This window comes from Cellulosimicrobium sp. BMG9.23, assembly GCF_059159985.1.
The window spans coordinates 86,729-103,014 of the sequence record NZ_JBZGBZ010000002.1 but is presented as its reverse complement, the minus strand read 5'-3'; the positions used below and the strand labels follow the sequence as shown (position 1 = coordinate 103,014).

The 16,286-nt window shown below is 73.1% G+C and carries 15 protein-coding genes; 6 read left to right on the top strand and 9 right to left on the bottom strand.

Annotated features, from left to right (window positions below; translation table 11 throughout):
• Positions 1 to 46 precede the first annotated feature (46 nt).
• Complete coding sequence (locus AC4H2G_RS02515; protein ID WP_494364187.1) at positions 47 to 547, bottom strand: hypothetical protein; 501 nt, start codon at positions 545 to 547, stop codon at positions 47 to 49.
• Between the two features lie 89 nt (positions 548 to 636).
• On the opposite strand from AC4H2G_RS02515, the gene msrB reads away from it, so the two are divergent.
• On the top strand, positions 637 to 1,065 hold the full coding sequence (msrB, locus tag AC4H2G_RS02510) for a peptide-methionine (R)-S-oxide reductase MsrB (protein ID WP_494364186.1): 429 nt from the start codon (positions 637 to 639) through the stop codon (positions 1,063 to 1,065).
• Here the strand turns inward: msrB and AC4H2G_RS02505 are convergent.
• The 5 genes from AC4H2G_RS02505 to AC4H2G_RS02485 all read right to left on the bottom strand — a co-directional run bounded on the left by AC4H2G_RS02505 (position 1,037) and on the right by AC4H2G_RS02485 (position 6,012).
• Positions 1,037 to 1,474 carry a ribosomal maturation YjgA family protein gene (locus AC4H2G_RS02505; RefSeq protein WP_494364185.1) on the bottom strand — a complete coding sequence of 146 codons (438 nt, stop codon included), beginning with the start codon at positions 1,472 to 1,474 and terminating at the stop codon, positions 1,037 to 1,039. The two genes, msrB and AC4H2G_RS02505, sit on opposite strands and share 29 nt — an antisense overlap.
• 7 nt (positions 1,475 to 1,481) lie before the next feature.
• Positions 1,482 to 1,973: a MarR family winged helix-turn-helix transcriptional regulator gene (locus tag AC4H2G_RS02500; RefSeq protein WP_494364184.1), complete on the bottom strand. Its 492-nt coding sequence runs from the start codon at positions 1,971 to 1,973 to the stop codon at positions 1,482 to 1,484.
• A gap of 151 nt (positions 1,974 to 2,124) precedes the next feature.
• A complete protein-coding gene (locus tag AC4H2G_RS02495; protein WP_494364183.1) occupies positions 2,125 to 3,843 on the bottom strand; it encodes an MDR family MFS transporter in 1,719 nt (572 codons plus the stop codon).
• Positions 3,840 to 4,394, bottom strand: coding sequence for a MarR family winged helix-turn-helix transcriptional regulator (locus tag AC4H2G_RS02490; RefSeq protein WP_494364182.1), 555 nt, complete (start codon positions 4,392 to 4,394; stop codon positions 3,840 to 3,842). The genes AC4H2G_RS02495 and AC4H2G_RS02490 overlap by 4 nt, the downstream gene beginning before the upstream one ends.
• Before the next feature lie 166 nt (positions 4,395 to 4,560).
• A complete protein-coding gene (locus AC4H2G_RS02485; protein WP_494364181.1) occupies positions 4,561 to 6,012 on the bottom strand; it encodes a sugar porter family MFS transporter in 1,452 nt (483 codons plus the stop codon).
• Positions 6,013 to 6,285: 273 nt separating this feature from the next.
• Between AC4H2G_RS02485 and AC4H2G_RS02480 the strand changes: the two genes are divergently transcribed.
• From AC4H2G_RS02480 to AC4H2G_RS02465, 4 genes are all read left to right on the top strand, one after another.
• Positions 6,286 to 6,885, top strand: a complete 600-nt coding sequence (locus AC4H2G_RS02480) for a hypothetical protein (RefSeq protein WP_494364519.1) — start codon at positions 6,286 to 6,288, stop codon at positions 6,883 to 6,885.
• 519 nt (positions 6,886 to 7,404) lie between these two features.
• Positions 7,405 to 8,025: a DUF47 domain-containing protein gene (locus AC4H2G_RS02475; protein WP_494364180.1), complete on the top strand. Its 621-nt coding sequence runs from the start codon at positions 7,405 to 7,407 to the stop codon at positions 8,023 to 8,025.
• A 5-nt stretch (positions 8,026 to 8,030) separates the two neighbouring features.
• Positions 8,031 to 9,038: an inorganic phosphate transporter gene (locus tag AC4H2G_RS02470; RefSeq protein WP_494364179.1), complete on the top strand. Its 1,008-nt coding sequence runs from the start codon at positions 8,031 to 8,033 to the stop codon at positions 9,036 to 9,038.
• A 226-nt stretch (positions 9,039 to 9,264) separates the two neighbouring features.
• A complete protein-coding gene (locus tag AC4H2G_RS02465) occupies positions 9,265 to 10,194 on the top strand; it encodes a hypothetical protein (RefSeq protein WP_494364178.1) in 930 nt (309 codons plus the stop codon).
• Positions 10,195 to 10,313: 119 nt separating this feature from the next.
• Here AC4H2G_RS02465 and AC4H2G_RS02460 read toward each other — a convergent pair whose 3' ends face one another.
• From AC4H2G_RS02460 to mshD, 3 genes are read right to left on the bottom strand one after another with little or no spacing between them, the layout of a single operon-like run.
• Positions 10,314 to 11,351, bottom strand: a complete 1,038-nt coding sequence (locus tag AC4H2G_RS02460; protein ID WP_494364177.1) for an NUDIX hydrolase — start codon at positions 11,349 to 11,351, stop codon at positions 10,314 to 10,316.
• A gap of 7 nt (positions 11,352 to 11,358) precedes the next feature.
• Positions 11,359 to 13,620 carry an RNA degradosome polyphosphate kinase gene (locus tag AC4H2G_RS02455; RefSeq protein WP_494364176.1) on the bottom strand — a complete coding sequence of 754 codons (2,262 nt, stop codon included), beginning with the start codon at positions 13,618 to 13,620 and terminating at the stop codon, positions 11,359 to 11,361.
• Between the two features lie 43 nt (positions 13,621 to 13,663).
• On the bottom strand, positions 13,664 to 14,662 hold the full coding sequence (gene mshD / locus AC4H2G_RS02450) for a mycothiol synthase (RefSeq protein WP_494364175.1): 999 nt from the start codon (positions 14,660 to 14,662) through the stop codon (positions 13,664 to 13,666).
• 125 nt (positions 14,663 to 14,787) lie between these two features.
• Between mshD and AC4H2G_RS02445 the strand changes: the two genes are divergently transcribed.
• Positions 14,788 to 16,182: an MFS transporter gene (locus AC4H2G_RS02445; protein ID WP_494364174.1), complete on the top strand. Its 1,395-nt coding sequence runs from the start codon at positions 14,788 to 14,790 to the stop codon at positions 16,180 to 16,182.
• Positions 16,183 to 16,286 lie beyond the last annotated feature (104 nt).

Sequence of the window (16,286 nt, the reverse complement as noted above, 5' to 3'; positions counted from 1 at the left end):
TCCTCCGTCTCGTTCCGCGCGCAGCATGCACGGAGGACGCCCTCGGTCAGTGCAGCAGGTACTTGAGCAGGATCACGACGAGGCCGAAGCCGGCCGCCACGCACGTCTCGCCGACGAGCGGCCAGCCACGGACGCCAGATCGCGACGCCGCGTACCAGCCGGCAGAGGCGAGCAGCGCCACGGTGAACCACAGGGCGACGAACGACGCGGCCTCGGGGTCGAGCCCGGCGAGGCGACCGACCACGAACACGACGATCGGAGGGATGCTCCCGACGAGCACCCCGGTGTTGGTCCGCAGGGCCTCGCCGAGCCGTTCGCCCGTCGAGTGGTCCCGATCGGTGAACCGGCCGCCGACCGCGTCCACGTAGACGTGCGCGAGCCAGTAGATGACCGCGACCACCGAAGCAGCGATGGCGACCCGGTCGCTGTCGACGGTGTGGACGCTGTTCACCGCGAGCACCGACCCCGTGACGACCGCGCCGTACAGCAGGTCGGGCGCCGCCCGGGCGTGGACGTGGCGGCGCAGGCTCTTCGGCATCTCGGCCATGTGGCTCATCCTCCCCGGTGGCGCGCCCGGGCGCCATGGGCCAGGAACACTGGACGCCTCCCGACGGTTGGGATGGTCGGAGGTGGATCATGACCGACAAGACCCACGAGAACACCGGCACCTACGAGGTGACGAAGACCGACGCCCAGTGGCGCGAGGAGCTGACGCCGCAGGAGTACGCCGTCCTGCGCCACGCGGGCACGGAGCGCGCCTGGACCGGCGAGCTCCTCGACGAGAAGCGCGTCGGCGTCTACAGCTGTCGCGCGTGCGGCAACGAGCTCTTCCGCTCGGACACCAAGTTCGACTCGCACTGCGGGTGGCCGAGCTTCTTCAGCCCGCTCGCCGGCGAGCGCGTCGAGCTGCTCACCGACAGCAGCCTCGGGATGGTGCGCACCGAGGTGCGCTGCGCCCGGTGCGGCTCGCACCTGGGGCACGTCTTCGACGACGCGCCGCAGACCCCGACCGGCGACCGCTTCTGCATGAACTCGGTCAGCCTGGCGTTCGAGCCGACGGCGTGACGTCCGCCGTCGTGCGCCGCCTCGTGCGGCGCGCGGCGGGCGACCGCGCGAGGACGTCGCCTCCCACCGCGAGGGCGACGCCGACCGCGTAGCAGGCCAGGTCCCGCACCGCGAAGGTGCTGCCCAGCAGCAACGCCGCGGGCGGGACCTCGTCGTTCACGGCCGCGGCGACGCCGGTGGCCTGCAGCGCCTCGACCGCCCAGCACCACCCGAGGGCGAGCGCGCCGACCACGACGGGTCGGGAGCGTGCGAGGACGAGCGCCAGGAGCAGGTAGGTCGCCACCGCGTAGAGCACGTCGCCGCCGACGTCGCCCCACGGGTCCGGCAAGCGGGTCGCCACGACGAGGCCCGCGACCACCACGACGGCGAGCGCCGTTGCGAGGGCGAGGCGGCGCCGCGCCGGTGTCACCGGGTCGTCACCGGGTCGCGTTCCAGCGCACGACGTCCTCGGAGTAGCGGTGCAGGAGCCCGGCCAGGGTCGCGACGTCGTCGGGCTCCCACCCGGCGAGCGCCTCGGTGATGGACTGGACCCGGCCGCGGTGGGCGGCCTGGAGGCGTGCCGCGCCGTCGGGGGTGAGCGTGATGAGCTGGCCGCGCGAGTCGTCGGGGTCGACCTCGCGCGCGACCAGCCCGAGCGAGTGCATGCGGCTGAGCTGGCGGGAGATGGTGGCCCGTCCCACGCCGAAGTGCGCCGCGAGGTCGGAACCGCGGATGCCCGGCCGGTCCGCGATGTGCGCCAGGAGCGGGTAGGCGCTCGCCTCCAGACCGGGATGGATCCGGCGGGCCATGGCAGCGGCCGCCGCGCCGGCTCGGCGCAGCAGGATGCGCAGCTCGCGCTCGAGGTCGACGTACGCGACGTCGGGCTCGGTGGTCGGGGCGGCGCTCGGGGCGGGCTTCTCGGCGGACACAGGCCCATCATGGCGCCAACGGGGAGCAAAGGTCACGATCGTTCGGGAAACCTCACCCCGCTGGACACCCGACCAGCACGCTGAGTGCATGAAATAGGCGGCCCCGAATCGTTTCGAGACCGCATATTTCATGCACTCAGCGCTCGCTGGGTCAGCGGGACGGTCGGGCCGTGGCCTCGTCGTCGACCACGCCGCCGGGGGCCCAGGCGTCGACGAGCGTCGACTCGGCCTCCTCGGCGAGGGTCACGCGACCGGGCGTCGCGTCCACGGGTGCGTCGTCGGGGTCGGCGGACGTGGCCGCCTCGCGCTCGAGACGCTCCTGCAGACCCGTCTTGGTGCCGAGCGGCACCTCCTTGAGGAAGGCGACCGCGATCAACGCGACGAGCGCGAGCGGCACTGCGACGAGGAAGATCTCGGCGATCCCGTCGCCGTACGACTTCTCGACGAGGTCGCGGACCGGGGCGGGCAGGGTCGCGACGTCGGGCACTGCGCTGCTGCCGCCCATCGAGTCGGCCGGGACGCCCATCGACGTGAGGCCGGACCGGATCGACGAGGTCACGGTGCTCGCGAGCACCGCGCCGAGCACGGACACACCGATCGCACCACCGAGCGTGCGGAAGAACGCGACGGTGGACGACCCGGCGCCCATCTCCTCGACGGCGAGCGTGTTCTGGACCGCGAGCACCAGGTTCTGCATGAGCATGCCCATCGAGGTGCCGAGCAGGAACAGGTAGAGGCTGACCAGGACGAAGCTCGTGTGGTAGTCGATCGTCGACAGCGCGAGCAGGGACACGGTGAGCAGCGCCGCGCCGGAGACCATGATCGTCTTGTACCGGCCGGTCCGGGTGATGAGCTGGCCGAACAGCGTCGACGCGACGAACGTGCCGATGATCATGGGGATCGTCAGCAGACCGGACTCGGTCGGCGTCTTGCCGCGCGCGACCTGCATGTACTGGCTGAGGAAGACGGCGGTGCCGAACATCGCGACACCGACGGCGACCGACGCGACGACCGCGAGGACGAACGTCCGGTTCTTGAACAGGTGCAGCGGGATGATCGGCTCGGGCGTGACGCGCTCGACGAGCACGGCGGCGACGAGCGCGGCGAGCGCCCCGCCGACCATGACGAAGGTCTGCCACGAGAGCCACTCGAAGTTCTGGCCCGCGAACGTGACCCAGAGCAGGAGCGTGGCGACGCCGACGCTGATGAGGATCGCGCCCCAGTAGTCGATGCGGACGACCTTGCGCGCCATCGCCGGCAGGTGCAGCGTGCGCTGCAGCACGACGATCGCGGCGATCGCGAACGGCAGGCCGACGAAGAAGTTCAGGCGCCAGCTCACGGTGTCGGTGAGCACGCCGCCCAGGAGCGGGCCGCCGATCTGGCTGACGGCCATGATGCCGCCCATGAGGCCCATGAACTTGCCGCGCTCGCGCGGGGAGATGATGTCGGTGATGAGCACGGTCGCGAGCGCCATGAGGCCTCCGGCGCCGATGCCCTGGAACGCGCGCAGCGCGATGAGGGTCTCGACGTTCTGCGACAGCCCGGCCAGCGCCGACGACACGACCGCGACGACGAGGGCGACCTGGATGAGGACCTTGCGGTTCGTGAGGTCGGCCAGCTTGCCCCAGATCGGGGTCGAGATGCACATGGCGAGCAGGGTCGACGTGACGACCCAGGTGTAGGAGGACTGCGACCCGTCCAGGTCGCTGACGATCTTGGGCAGCGAGCTCGACACGATCGAGCTGGCGAGGATCGCGACGAACATGCCGAGAAGGATCCCGGAGAGGGACTCCATGACCTCACGGCGGGTCATCGTGGTCTGCCCGGCGGACGCGGGTGGCGTCTCGGCGGAGGTGGTGGCGCTGGTCATACGGGGGTGCTCCTCGGGGGGACTGGCGGTGCGGGGGAGGTCGGGGTGGGCGTGGCGGGGCCGGAGGCGGCGTGAGCCGCCGCGACGGCCTCGGTCACGCGGTCGATCTGGTCGGTCGCGGCGACGATCTCGTCGGGCGACCAGTCGGCGAAGGTCTCGGCGCTCATCACGTCGATCAGCGCGAACGAGCGCCGGACGACGGCGTGCCCGGCGTCGGTGAGCGCGATGGTCCGGGCGCGCCGGTCGTCGTCGTCGACCGAGCGCAGCACGAGGCCGCCGTCGACGAGGTGGCTCACCTGACGGCTCGCGACCGACAGGTCGACGCGCAGCCTGGCTGCGACGTCGCCGAGCTGGACGGGGCCGCAGCGGTCGAGCATGCGCAGCACGCCGAACGCCGCGCGGGGGATGTCGAGCTCCCGGGCGATGCGCACCGCGCTCTCCCGCTGCACGCGCGCGAGGTCGTCGAGCGCGCGGACGAGCCCCGAGGTCGGGGTGCGGTCGGAAGGGGTGGGCGGCGCGTCGTCGGGCGCGAGGGTGGGGGTGACGGGCACGGTGACTCCTTGGTTGCTGCAGGCAAGCATACCGGATGCAGTTGCTTGCAGCAACCATTGGCTGGGGCCGGGCGTTCCCGGGCGCGACGAACCCGGGGCCACAGGCCTCCCCGGGGGACCGGGTGCCGTGCGACCCCGGGTTCGTCGGGGTGGTCGGTGGAGCGGGTCAGCCGTGTCGGGCAGCCGCCTCGTTGCCCATGTCCTCGAGCTCCATGCCCTTGGTCTCCGGGACCTTGGAGAGCACGAAGACGAACGACAGCGCCGCGAAGATCGCGTACATGAGGTACGGGATGGACGCGCCGAACGCGTCGAGCATCGGGGGGAACGAGAGCGTGATCGCGAAGTTCGCGAGCCACTGCGCCATCGCCGCGACCCCCAGCGCGGCGGCGCGGATCCGGTTCGGGAACATCTCGCCGAGCAGGACCCAGACCAGGGGCCCCCAGGACGCGCCGAAGAAGACGACGAACGCGTTCGCGGCGACGAGCGCGATCGGGGCCCACGGGTCGGGCAGCGTGATGTTGTCGCCGCTCCCGCTCGCCTGGGTGAAGGCGAGCGCCATGATGCCGAGCGAGAGCGTCATGCCGGCCGAGCCGATGAGCAGGATGGGGCGCCGGCCCACCTTGTCCACGAGGGCGATCGCGATGAACGTCACGGCGACGTTCGTCACCGAGGTGATCGTCGAGACGAGGAACGACTGGCTTTCGTCGAACCCGACGGCCTGCCACAGGGTCGTCGAGTAGTAGAAGATCACGTTGATCCCGACGAACTGCTGGAACACCGACAGCAGGATGCCGACCCAGACGATCGGTTTGAGGCCGAAGGTCGAGCCCTTGAGCGAGCCCTCCTGGGCGTTCTTCTCGTCCACGGCGATCGAGCGGTGGATCTGGGCGATGCGGTCGTCCACGTCCTCGTCGGGGCCTAGCACCGACTCGAGCACGTCCCTCGCCTCCGCGTCGCGGCCCTTGGCGACGAGGTAGCGGGGCGACTCGGGGATGCGCAGCGCGAGGAGGCCGTAGACCGCGGCGGGGACCACGCACACGAGGAACATCCAGCGCCAGGCCTCCCACCCCAGCCACAGCTCGTTGGCGGCGCCGCCGGCCGTCTCCGCGAGGAGCTGGTCGGACAGCAGCGCGGCGAAGATGCCGACCGTGATCGCGAGCTGCTGGAGCGAGCCGAGGCGACCACGCAGCTTCGCCGGGGCGATCTCGGCGATGTACGCGGGGGCGATCACCGACGCGATGCCGATCCCGACGCCGGCCATGAAGCGCCAGAGCGCGAGGTCCAGCGCCGAGAAGGCGATCGCCGAGAGGATCGACGAGACGAAGAACAGGATCGCGCCGACCACCATGACGCGCGTGCGACCCCACCGGTCGGCGAGCTTTCCGCCCGACCACGCGCCGAGCGCGCACCCGAGGAGCGCGATCGCGACCACGAGACCGGTGACAGCGGCGTCGAGGTCGAACTGGCCCTCGATCGCCGCCACCGCGCCGTTGATGACCGAGCTGTCGAACCCGAAGAGGAAGCCACCGACGGCGGCGGCGAAGGCAAGACCGATGGCCTTGCGGTGCGCGCTCTTCGCGGTGACGGTCGGGTGACCTGCGGTGTTGCTGCTGGACATGGGATCCCTCCGGTCGCTCGCGGGTCCTGCCGGGACCCTTTTGTCACTGTAGGGCGGCCTGTTCGACCCGGCGCGCCGAAGCGGCCCGGCCCGCCGGTGGCCTGCGCGACACCGTCGCGGCACGTGCCCGACGGCGGTCCGGTGCAGACTGGATCGGTGCCCGACGTCCCAGACCTCCCGCCCGAGCGCCCTCGCGAGCCGTCCCCCGCCGTGCCGGGCGACGCCCCCGACCCCGGCCGCTCGGACCGCATCGTGCGCCCGCGCCGGCCCGCGATGCTCGACCCGCGCGACGCCGACGAGCTCCCCGGCGAGCTCGACCCCGCGCTCCGCGAGGAGGTCGCGCACACGACTGCGCACGCCATCGTCCACCAGGCCCGCGACGCGGAGGACCCCGAGGTCGTCGGCCGGCTCGTCCACCTCGTCGAGACCGAAGGGCTCGACGTCGTCGCGGCGCTGTGGGCGGACGCACCGCCCAACTCCCTGCCGGGTGCGCTGTGGCGGCTCTACGTGCTGCGCGAGTGGGTGCGCCGCGACCCGCAGACCGTGACGCTGCGCTACCGGCTCGGCGTCGACGTCGCCCCGGTGCACGAGGCGATCGCCGGCGTCCCGCGCCCGCCCGAGCCGCAGGACCTGCTCGAGCTCGCCGACGCGGTGCTCTCGGGCGTCTTCGCCGGGGACCTCGCCGTCGCGCTCGAGCGCGCCGCGTCGTTCTGCCGCATCCTCGCGACCGGGGCGGCGTTCGACGCCGACGCCCGCGAGGTCGCCGACCCAGACGGCGCGCTGCGCACCACGCGGGGCGCGTCGTCGCTGCAGCGCACGGCCGAGGATCTCGAGCACGCGGCGACGCTGTGGCGGGCCGACCGGCTCGACTGACCGGCTCGACCGACGCCGCTCGCACGACGTCGGCCCGCTCGCACCCCGATCCGGGGGAGTCTCGCGGTGCGCGAACACGACACCGTCCGGGTTCCCGTGCCGGGCACCGGCACGTACGATGGACGACGACGCCGGACCGCGGTAGCCCCGGGCTCCACACTCAGCCGCTACGAGCGGCCACGCGCCGAGAGGCGCTCCCGGTCCGGCGTCGTTCCGTGGCCGAGCGGCCCGCGACGAGGCGGGCGGCGTCGGCATCCTCACCCCGACGGTCCCGCGCGGGACCTTGCCCGGCACGTGCCGGCCGTGCCGCACGTCATGGCGTACGCACGGCGACGAGTGCGGGAGCACGGCACTCGGTCGGCTACATTTGACGAGAGTTCGACCCGTGTTCACCCATACCTCACCCTCAGCACTCTTCGAGACTCACCGACGCAGTACCGGCAACGCCTCGTCGACACGGACACGAGAGCGCTGCGACACCGCGCCGATCCCGACCCCGCCCCACCTCCGGAGCCCCCCGTGCGCCTGCGCCTGACCCCGCGCGACACCTCGTTCTTCGATCTCCTCGCCGCACTGGCGCAGCACCTCGTCACCGGTTCCACGCTCCTCGCCGAGCTGCTCGGTGCCGACCGGCCGACCCGCAAGGCGCTCGCGAAGAAGCTCAGCGAGGTCGAGCACCTCGCGGACGACGCGACCCACTCGATCATGCGACGCCTCAACCAGACGTTCGTCACCCCGTTCGACCGGGACGACATCTACGCGCTTGCGTCCGCGCTCGACGACTGCATGGACTTCATGGAGGAGGCCGCCGACCTCATCGTCCTGTACAAGGTCGAGGCGCTGCCGGCGCGGGTGTCCGAGCAGGTGCAGGTGCTGCAGCGCGCGTCGGAGCTCACGGCGGAGGCCATGCCGCGGCTGCGGTCCATGAGCGACCTCGCCGAGTACTGGGTCGAGGTCAACCGCCTCGAGAACCAGGCGGACAAGGTGCACCGCAAGCTGCTGGCGGAGCTGTTCGACGAGGTCACGGACCCGATCCTCCTCATGAAGCTCAAGGAGATCGTGGAGATCCTCGAGGAAGCGGCGGACGCCTTCGAGAAGGTCGCCAACACGGTCGAGACCATCGCGCTCAAGGAGTCCTGAGCGCGGTGGGTACCGAGGTCGTCCTCGTCGTCATCGTCGTCGCGTTCGCGCTGGCGTTCGACTACACGAACGGTTTCCACGACGCGGCGAACGCGATCGCGACGTCGGTCTCCACCCGGGCCCTGACCCCGCGGGCCGCGCTCATCATGGCGGCGGTCTTCAACCTCATCGGGGCGCTGCTCGGCACGGCCGTGGCGCAGACCATCGCCGAGGACATCGTGGCGGTGAACGACGTGCCACCCCACCAAGGCCTCGTCATCGTGCTGTGCGGGCTCGTCGGCGCGATCACGTGGAACCTCATCACGTGGTGGCTCGGGCTGCCGTCGTCGTCGACGCACGCCATCATCGGCGGGCTCGCGGGCGTCGGGATCGCGTCGGGCATCACCGTGCACTGGGACGCGATCCTCGACAAGGTCGTGCTCCCCATGATCTTCTCCCCGCTCATCGGGTTCGGTCTCGCGTTCGCGCTCATGGTCGGCGTGCTCTGGCTCTTCCGGAACGCGGCCCCGGCGCGGGCGTTCCGCCGCTTCCGCATCGCGCAGACGGCGTCCGCCGCGGCGATGGCGCTCGGCCACGGCCTCCAGGACGCGCAGAAGACGATGGGCGTCATCGTGCTCGCGCTCGTCGCGGGCGGGTTCCAGGACGACAACACCATCCCGCTGTGGGTCAAGCTCTCCGCCGCGACGGCGATCTCGCTCGGCACGTACGCGGGCGGGTGGCGCATCATGCGCACGCTGGGCCGCAAGATCATCGAGCTCGACCCGGCACGCGGCTTCGTCGCCGAGTCCGTGGCGTCGCTCGTGCTCTACGCCAACGCGTTCATCTTCCACGCGCCCGTCTCGACGACCCACACGATCACGTCGGCGATCATGGGCGTCGGGGCGACGAAGCGGCTCTCGGCGGTCCGCTGGGGCGTCGCGAAGAACATCGGCATCGCCTGGGTGCTGACCATCCCCATGGCCGCCCTCGTGGCCGCGGTCATGTACTGGATCCTCAGCCCGATCCTCCTCTGACGCGACGCTCGCGACGTGTCAGGGTGATGGGTCACCGGGGTGGCCTGTCACCCTGACACGTTCGTCGGGTTCCGCGCGTGTCAGGGCGAGGGATCGCCGGGGTGATCTGTGCTCCTGACGCGTCGGCGGGATCCTGGCCGTGCACAGGCCCGTGCCGCAGCAGGGCCGTCCACAGGCAGGTCGCCGTGCCCGACGGCGCCGCCCCCTCGCCGACCAGGCTCGCCTCATGACCGGTTCCCGCGACGTCGTCCACGTGCCCGGCTTCTCCCGCCTCGTCGCTGCCCAGGCGTCCGTCGCCACCCGTTCCCAGCTGCGTGCGCTCGGCATCACGTCGCGGCACGTCACGACCCAGCTCGCGGCGCGACGCTGGACCGCGGTCTCGAGCGACGTCGTCGTGCTGCACAACGGGCCGCCGACGGCGGAGACCGCGTTGTGGACCGCCGTCCTGTGCGCGCCCGCGCCAGTGGCGCTCGGGTCGTGGACCGGGCTCGCCCGGCACGGTCTCTCGGGCTGGTCACGGCCGGGCATCCACGTCGTCGTCGCCCGGGGCGCGACGGTGGTGCGGCGGCCGGGCGTCGTCGTGCACGAGTCGCGACGACCGGCGCCGGAGGACATCGTGCGCGTCGACCGGCTGCCCGTGCACCGGGTCGAGCGGTGCGCCGTCGACGCAGCCGCCTGGCAGACGTCACCGCGCACCGCCGTCGGGCTGCTCGCGGCCGTCGTGCAGCAGCGGCTGACGACGCCCGATCGCCTGCACGAGCAGCTCGACCGCGTCGGGAAGGTGCGTTTCCACCGGCTGATGCGCGCGAGCCTTGCGGACATTCGAGGCGGTGCCGACGCGCTGAGCGAGATCGACCTCGGGCGCCTGTGCCGCGCGCACGGGTTGCCCGAGCCGCTCCGGCAGGTACGTCGGCAGGACGCGCGCGGCCGCACGCGCTACCTCGACGCCGAGTGGCGCCTGCGTGACGGGCGGCGCCTCGTCGTGGAGGTCGACGGAGTCGGGCACATGGAGGTGGGCCGCTGGTACGACGACCTCCTGCGCGACGCCGAGCTCGGGCACGACGACCGCACGACGGCGATCAGGCTGCCGGCATCGGCCCTGCGGATCGAGCCGCTGCGCGTCGTCGCGATCCTGGCGCGGCACCTTCTCTCGTGAGAACCGCGTGACCTGTCAGGGCCACAGGTCACCAGAGTGGTTTGTGGTCCTGACACGTGGGCGATGCTCCGGACGTGTCAGGGCGAGGGATCACCCCGGTGACCTGTGGCCCTGACAGGTCAGTGCAGGGGCGGCGCGACCTTCTCCGCCGCGACGACGCGCGGCCCCTTCGACGTGTGGGCGACGTGCGCGACGATGATCTCGCCCGGCTCCAGGTAGGGGTCCTGCGTCGGGAGCGCGTTCGCGACGGCGCGGCGCGAGTGCTGGCCCAGCACGTCGAGGACGGTCGGCAGCACCGGCCGGTGCGTGCACAGCACCGTCGACCGCTCGGTCTCGAGCAGCTCGCGCACGGTCCGGGCGACCCGCCCCGGGGAGCGCTCGTGCTGCGCCTCGCTGAGGTGCTCGCTGCTGACCGTCTCGAGGCGCGCGGCGTCGGCGTACGGCGCGATGGTCTGCGCGCAGCGGTCCCACCGGCTCGTGACGACCGCCTCGACGCCGTAGGCCGCGAGCACCGGGACGAGCGCCATCGCCTGCGCGTGCCCGGCGGGTGTGAGCGGACGGTCCCGCTCCTCGCCGTGCCACACCCCGCGCGTCACGGCCTTGCCGTGCCGGGCGATGACGACGACGTGGGTCGCGAGCCGACCCTCGTCCCGTTCGCGCACGAGCGCCTCGAGCGGTGTCCGGTCGGCGTAGCGCGTCAGCCGGCGCGCCGCGTCCTGGACCGGGAGCCAGGCGGCGGCGTCGATCTCCTGCGGCGAGACCGGGGGCACCGGCGCGCGTGCGGCGAGCGCGCCGGCGTCCCGTGTGCGCGACGCGCGGCGTGCGGCCCAGTAGTGGACCCGCTTCACGCGCCCCTCGGGCGTGAGGTACTGCAGCCCCGGCAGCGGCACGCCCAGCACCACGGCCTTACCTGTCTCCTCGGCCACCTCACGCGCGGCGGCAGCCTGGAAGGTCTCGCCCGGGTCGAGCTTGCCCTTGGGCCAGGACCAGTCGTCGTAGCGCGGGCGGTGCACGAGCCGGACCTGCAGCTCGCCGTCGTGCACGCGCCACACGAGCGCGCCGGCGGACTCGATGACGGGGGCGTGCTCGACGTGCGTCGGACCGAGGGCGGGGCGCAGCGGGACGCCCGGTTGCAGCGCGGAGGGCGGGACTCCCATCCGCGGCTCACCGCCTCCCGGCGAGACGGCGGCGCTGGCGGCTCACGAGGCTCGCCTGCAGGTCGACGAGCGGCGTGCCGTCGGGACCGGCGTCGGGACGGTGCCACGTCCCGTCCGCGTCGAGGTGCCACGAGGCCGTCGTGTCGGCCGTCGACGTGTCCAGGAGGTCGAGGAGCTCGCGCACCTGGTCGGTGTCGGTGATGCGCACGAGCGCCTCGACCCGCCGGTCGAGGTTGCGGTGCATGAGGTCGGCGGAACCGATGAAGACCTCCGGGCCGCTCTCGGGCCCTTCGCCGATGGCCGGGCCCGCGGAGTTCGCGAACGCGAAGATGCGCGAGTGCTCGAGGAACCGGCCGAGGATCGACCGGACGCGGATGTTCTCCGACAGCCCCGGGACGCCGGGCCGGACCGCGCAGATCCCGCGCACGACGAGGTCGACCTTCACGCCCGCCTGGGACGCCCGGTAGAGCGCGTCGATCGTGGCCTCGTCGACGACGGAGTTCACCTTGATCGTGACCCAGGCGTCGTGGCCCTCGCGCGCCGCCGCCGACTCGCGCTCGATGCGCTCCACCAGACCCGTGCGCACCGTGCGGGGCGCCACGAGGAGCCGGTGGAACCGGGACTGCGGCGCGTAGCCCGAGAGCTGGTTGAACAGGCGCGTGAGGTCCTGCCCGACGTCGGGGTCGCACGTCAGCAGGCCGTGGTCGGTGTACAGCCGCGCGGTCTTCGGGTGGTAGTTGCCCGTCCCGACGTGGCAGTACCGGCGCAGGCCGTCCGACTCCTGCCGGACGACGAGCGACAGCTTGCAGTGGGTCTTGAGCCCGACGATCCCGTAGACGACGTGCACGCCCGCCTGCTCGAGCTTGCGGGCCCACGAGATGTTCGCCTCCTCGTCGAAGCGCGCCTTGATCTCGACGAGGGCGAGCACCTGCTTGCCCGCGTCGGCGGCGTCGATGAGCGCGTCGACGATGGGGGAGTCGCCCGACGTGCGGTACAGCGTCTGCTTGATCGCGAGGACCTTCGGGTCGGCGGCGGCCTGCTCGAGGAACGTCTGCACCGACGTCGAGAACGAGTCGTACGGGTGGTGCAGCAGCACGTCGCGCTCGCGGATCGCGGCGAACACGTCGGTCGGCGACGCGCTCTCCACCTCGGCGAGCACGCGGTGCGTCGTCGGGACGAAGGGAGGGAAGTGCAGGTCCGCACGGTCGAGGTCCGCGAGGAGGTTGAGGCCCGTGAGGTCGAGAGGCTCGGGGAGCTCGTACACCTCCTCCTCGACGACGCCGAGCTCGCGCACCAGCAGCGCGCGGATGCGCGGGCTGATGCCGTGCGTGAGCTCGAGCCGCACGGGCGGGCCGAAGCGGCGGCGCAGCAGCTCCTTCTCCATGGCCTGCAGGAGGTTCTCGGCGTCGTCCTCCTCGACCTCGACGTCCTCGTTGCGCGTGACCCGGAACGTGTGGTGCTCGCGCACCTCCATGCCCGGGAAGAGGTGGTCGAGGTGCTGCGCGATGACCTCCTCGATCGGCACGAACGACGTGGGTCCGCGGTCGGCCGCACCCGTCTGCGACGTCGGCGCCGACGGGCGCCCCCGCGCGTCGACCGCGATGAACCGCGGCAGCAGCGGCGGCACCTTGACGCGGGCGAAGTGCTCCTTGCCGGTCGTCGGGTTCGCGACGACCACCGCGAGGTTGAGCGACAGGCCCGAGATGTACGGGAACGGGTGCGCCGGGTCCACGGCGAGCGGCGTGAGGACGGGGAAGATCTGCTTGCGGAAGTACTTGTGCAGACGCTCCTGCTCACGTGTCTCCAGCTCGTCCCAGTGCACCAGCGTGATGCCCTCCGCGGCGAGCGCGGGCTGCACGTCGTCGGCGAAGACGCTCGCGTGCCGCGCCATGAGCTCGTGCGAGCGCTCGCTGATCGCGTCGAGCACCTGCCGCGGCGAGAGCCCCGACGCCGCCGTGACCGCGATACCCGTCGCCATGCGGCGCTTCAGGCCTGCGACGCGCACCATGAAGAACTCGTCCAGGTTCGACGCGAAGATCGCGAGGAAGCGCACGCGCTCCAGGAGCGGCTGCCGCGGGTCCTCCGCGAGCTCGAGCACGCGACGGTTGAACGCGAGCCAGCTCAGCTCACGGTCCGCGAAGCGGTCGTCGGGCAGCGGCTCGGCGCCCGGGGCGACCGTGATCTCGATCTCCGGCTCCTCGGCGATGTGCTCGGCGATGTGCGCCGCGAGATCCGGGTCGAGCGCGCGCTGGGTGGACGTGTCGGTCATGGGTTCATGGTGGCACCAGTTGGTGAACGACGCGTGACGCGGGTCACCGACCGGTCGGCCCCGCCGGCGTCGCAACGGCGGCGTACTGCACGTCGGCCGTGCGTCGTACGAAGCCCGCCCGCTCGTAGGTCCGGACGGCGGGCGTGTTGTCGCCGTCCACGTAGAGGAACACCTCCTGCACGCCCGCGCGGGCCAGATGGGCGATCCCGACGGCGGTCAGCACCGTGCCGAGCCCGCGCCCCTGGGCGTCGGGGTCCACGCCGACGACGTAGATCTCGCCCTCGGGGTGCGGCGCGCCCGCCGGGGCGCCGGAGGTCACGGGGATCTTCGTCCAGACGAACCCAAGCGGCGCGCCGTCCTTCTCCTCCTCGAGGAGATACAGCCCTCCCGCGTCGAACCAGTCCTCTCGCGTCCGGGCGCGCAGGTCCTCGACGGTGAGGCGTCCCTGCTCGGGGTGCTGCGCGAAGGCGCGCGCGTTGGTCCGGACCCACGCCGCGTCGTCGGCCCCCGGCACGAACGGGCGCAGCCGCAGGCCCGGCGGCACGGCGGGGAACGGGTGCTCATCAGGCCCGCCCAGCGGGCGGACGAGCACGAGGAGCTCGCGCACGGGCACGAGACCCGAGCGCGCCGCGAGCGACCGGGCGGCGGGCAGGTCCCCGTGTGCCCAGACGTGCAGCGGGGCGGCCGGTCCGCCGTGGACGACGTCGGACGGGGCGCCGTCGCGAGGCTCCTGCGCGCGGGCCGTCGCGCTCGCCAGCAGGTGGAAGCCGAGCCCGTGGCGGCGGTGCTCCGGCCGGACGACCAGCTCGGCGCTGGGGACGGGCCCGCGCCGGTCCACCTGGGCGTAGCCGGCGAGGCTCCCGCGCCACCAGGAGAGCAGGTGCACGACGCCGTCGTCCGCCTCGCGCAGGTTGAGCAGCGGCTGCTCCGAGAGCGGGGCGACGCCGTCGGCCCGCTCGGCCGCAGCGGCGAGCTCGTGGACCTGCGTGATCTCGACGTCGTCGATCAGCGGTCCGGCGTGCCAGAGGATCGAGGTCTCCACGGGCCCATCCTCCCCTGGCCTCGCCCGGCGAGCGACGTCGGAGCCCGCCCGCGTGGCAGGACGTCGACGATCGGTGGCAGTCCGGCTCCTGGTCGCGCGGCCGGGCGAGCGCCTAGGGTCGGGGCGTGACCAGCCTCGACCTCGCCCGCACGCAGCGCCGGACCGTCGCGACCCTCGCCGCGAGCCAGGTGCTCGCCGGCGTCGGCGTGGCGACGGGCATCGCGGTGAGCTCGCTCATCGCGTCCGAGCTCTCCGGGTCCGACGCCGTGGCCGGCCTCACGCAGACCGCGGCCGTCGTGGGTGCGGCGGCCGTGGCGCTGCCCCTCGCCCGCCTCGCCGCGCGACACGGCCGACGGCGCTCGCTCACCACGGGCTTCGCGCTCGCCGCGGTCGGGGCCGTCGGGGCCGCGGTCTCGACGTGGCTCGGGTCGTGGCCGGCGCTCGTCGTCGCGATGGTCCTGTTCGGCGCGGGCTCCGCGGCCGGGCTCGCGTCGCGGTTCGCCGCGACCGACCTCGCGACACCGGAGCGCCGGGCGACAGACCTGTCGGTCGTGGTGTGGGCGACGACGATCGGCTCCGTCCTCGGGCCGACGCTCGGAGGGCTCGCCGACCGGGTCGGCTCGGGTGCCGCGACGACGTCGGACCACGCGGGGCACGGCGCCGCGGAGGGAGCGGTCGGGGCCGGGCCGACCGCCGCACCCTACGTCCTCGCCGCCGTCGCGTTCGTCGCCGCGGCGCTCGTCGTGTGGGTGTGGCTGCGTCCCGACCCGCTGCACGTCGCTGCAGCGGTCCGCGCGCCGTCGGGCACCCTGGCGCCGGCGGGGGCTGCGCCGCCGGCGGGAACTGCGGCGGCGCCCGCGCCCGGGACGGCAGCAGGGCCGGCGACGGGTCGCGCGCCGGGTGGGATCCGGGCCGGGTGGGACGTGGTGCGCTCGTCGGGAGCGGCCCGGCTCGCGCTCGGCGCGATCGTGACCAGCCACCTCGTGATGGTCGGGCTCATGTCGATGACTCCCGTGCACATGAACCACGGCGGGGCGACGCTCCAGGTCGTCGGGCTCGTCATCAGCGCCCACATCGCCGGGATGTACGCGCTCAGCCCGGTGATCGGGTGGCTCGCCGACCGGGTCGGCCACGCGCGCGTCCTGGTGGTCGGCGGCGTCGTGCTGCTCGCGGCGGCCGTCGTCGTGGCGGGCGCGCCGAGCGACGACTCGGCGCGGCTGACCGTCGGGCTCGTGCTGCTGGGGATCGGGTGGTCGTGCGGGCTCGTCGCCGGCTCGGCGCTGCTCGTGGACGCGACGCCCGCGTCGGCGCGCACCGCCGTGCAGGGTGTCTCCGACCTCTCGATGAACGCCGGGGGTGCCGTCGGCGGGCTCCTCGCGGGCGGGGTGATCGCGCTGTGGTCGTACTCGGCGCTCGCGTGGGGAGCCGCGGCGCTCCTCGTGGCGTTCCTCGTCGTCGCCGTGCCCGCCGCGCTGCGGCTCGGCCGGCTGCCGCGGTCCGGCGACGTCGGGCGGCGCTGAGGCCGACGACCGTTCGGCAGGCAGTGCGGTGCCCGGTGCCCGGTGCCCGGAGCCCGGTGCCCGGTGCTCGTGGTCGGCGGCTCGTGCTGTCGATCGGTGCGCCG

What these genes read in the sequence shown, in the direction of transcription:
- AC4H2G_RS02515 (WP_494364187.1), bottom strand. Translation starts at nt 547, where the DNA reads ATGGCCGAGATGCCGAAGAGCCTGCGCCGCCACGTCCACGCCCGGGCG.
- msrB (WP_494364186.1), top strand. Translation starts at nt 637, where the DNA reads ATGACCGACAAGACCCACGAGAACACCGGCACCTACGAGGTGACGAAG.
- AC4H2G_RS02495 (WP_494364183.1), bottom strand. Translation starts at nt 3,843, where the DNA reads ATGACCAGCGCCACCACCTCCGCCGAGACGCCACCCGCGTCCGCCGGG.
- AC4H2G_RS02485 (WP_494364181.1), bottom strand. Translation starts at nt 6,012, where the DNA reads ATGTCCAGCAGCAACACCGCAGGTCACCCGACCGTCACCGCGAAGAGC.
- AC4H2G_RS02480 (WP_494364519.1), top strand. Translation starts at nt 6,286, where the DNA reads ATGCTCGACCCGCGCGACGCCGACGAGCTCCCCGGCGAGCTCGACCCC.
- AC4H2G_RS02465 (WP_494364178.1), top strand. Translation starts at nt 9,265, where the DNA reads ATGACCGGTTCCCGCGACGTCGTCCACGTGCCCGGCTTCTCCCGCCTC.
- AC4H2G_RS02460 (WP_494364177.1), bottom strand. Translation starts at nt 11,351, where the DNA reads ATGGGAGTCCCGCCCTCCGCGCTGCAACCGGGCGTCCCGCTGCGCCCC.
- AC4H2G_RS02455 (WP_494364176.1), bottom strand. Translation starts at nt 13,620, where the DNA reads ATGACCGACACGTCCACCCAGCGCGCGCTCGACCCGGATCTCGCGGCG.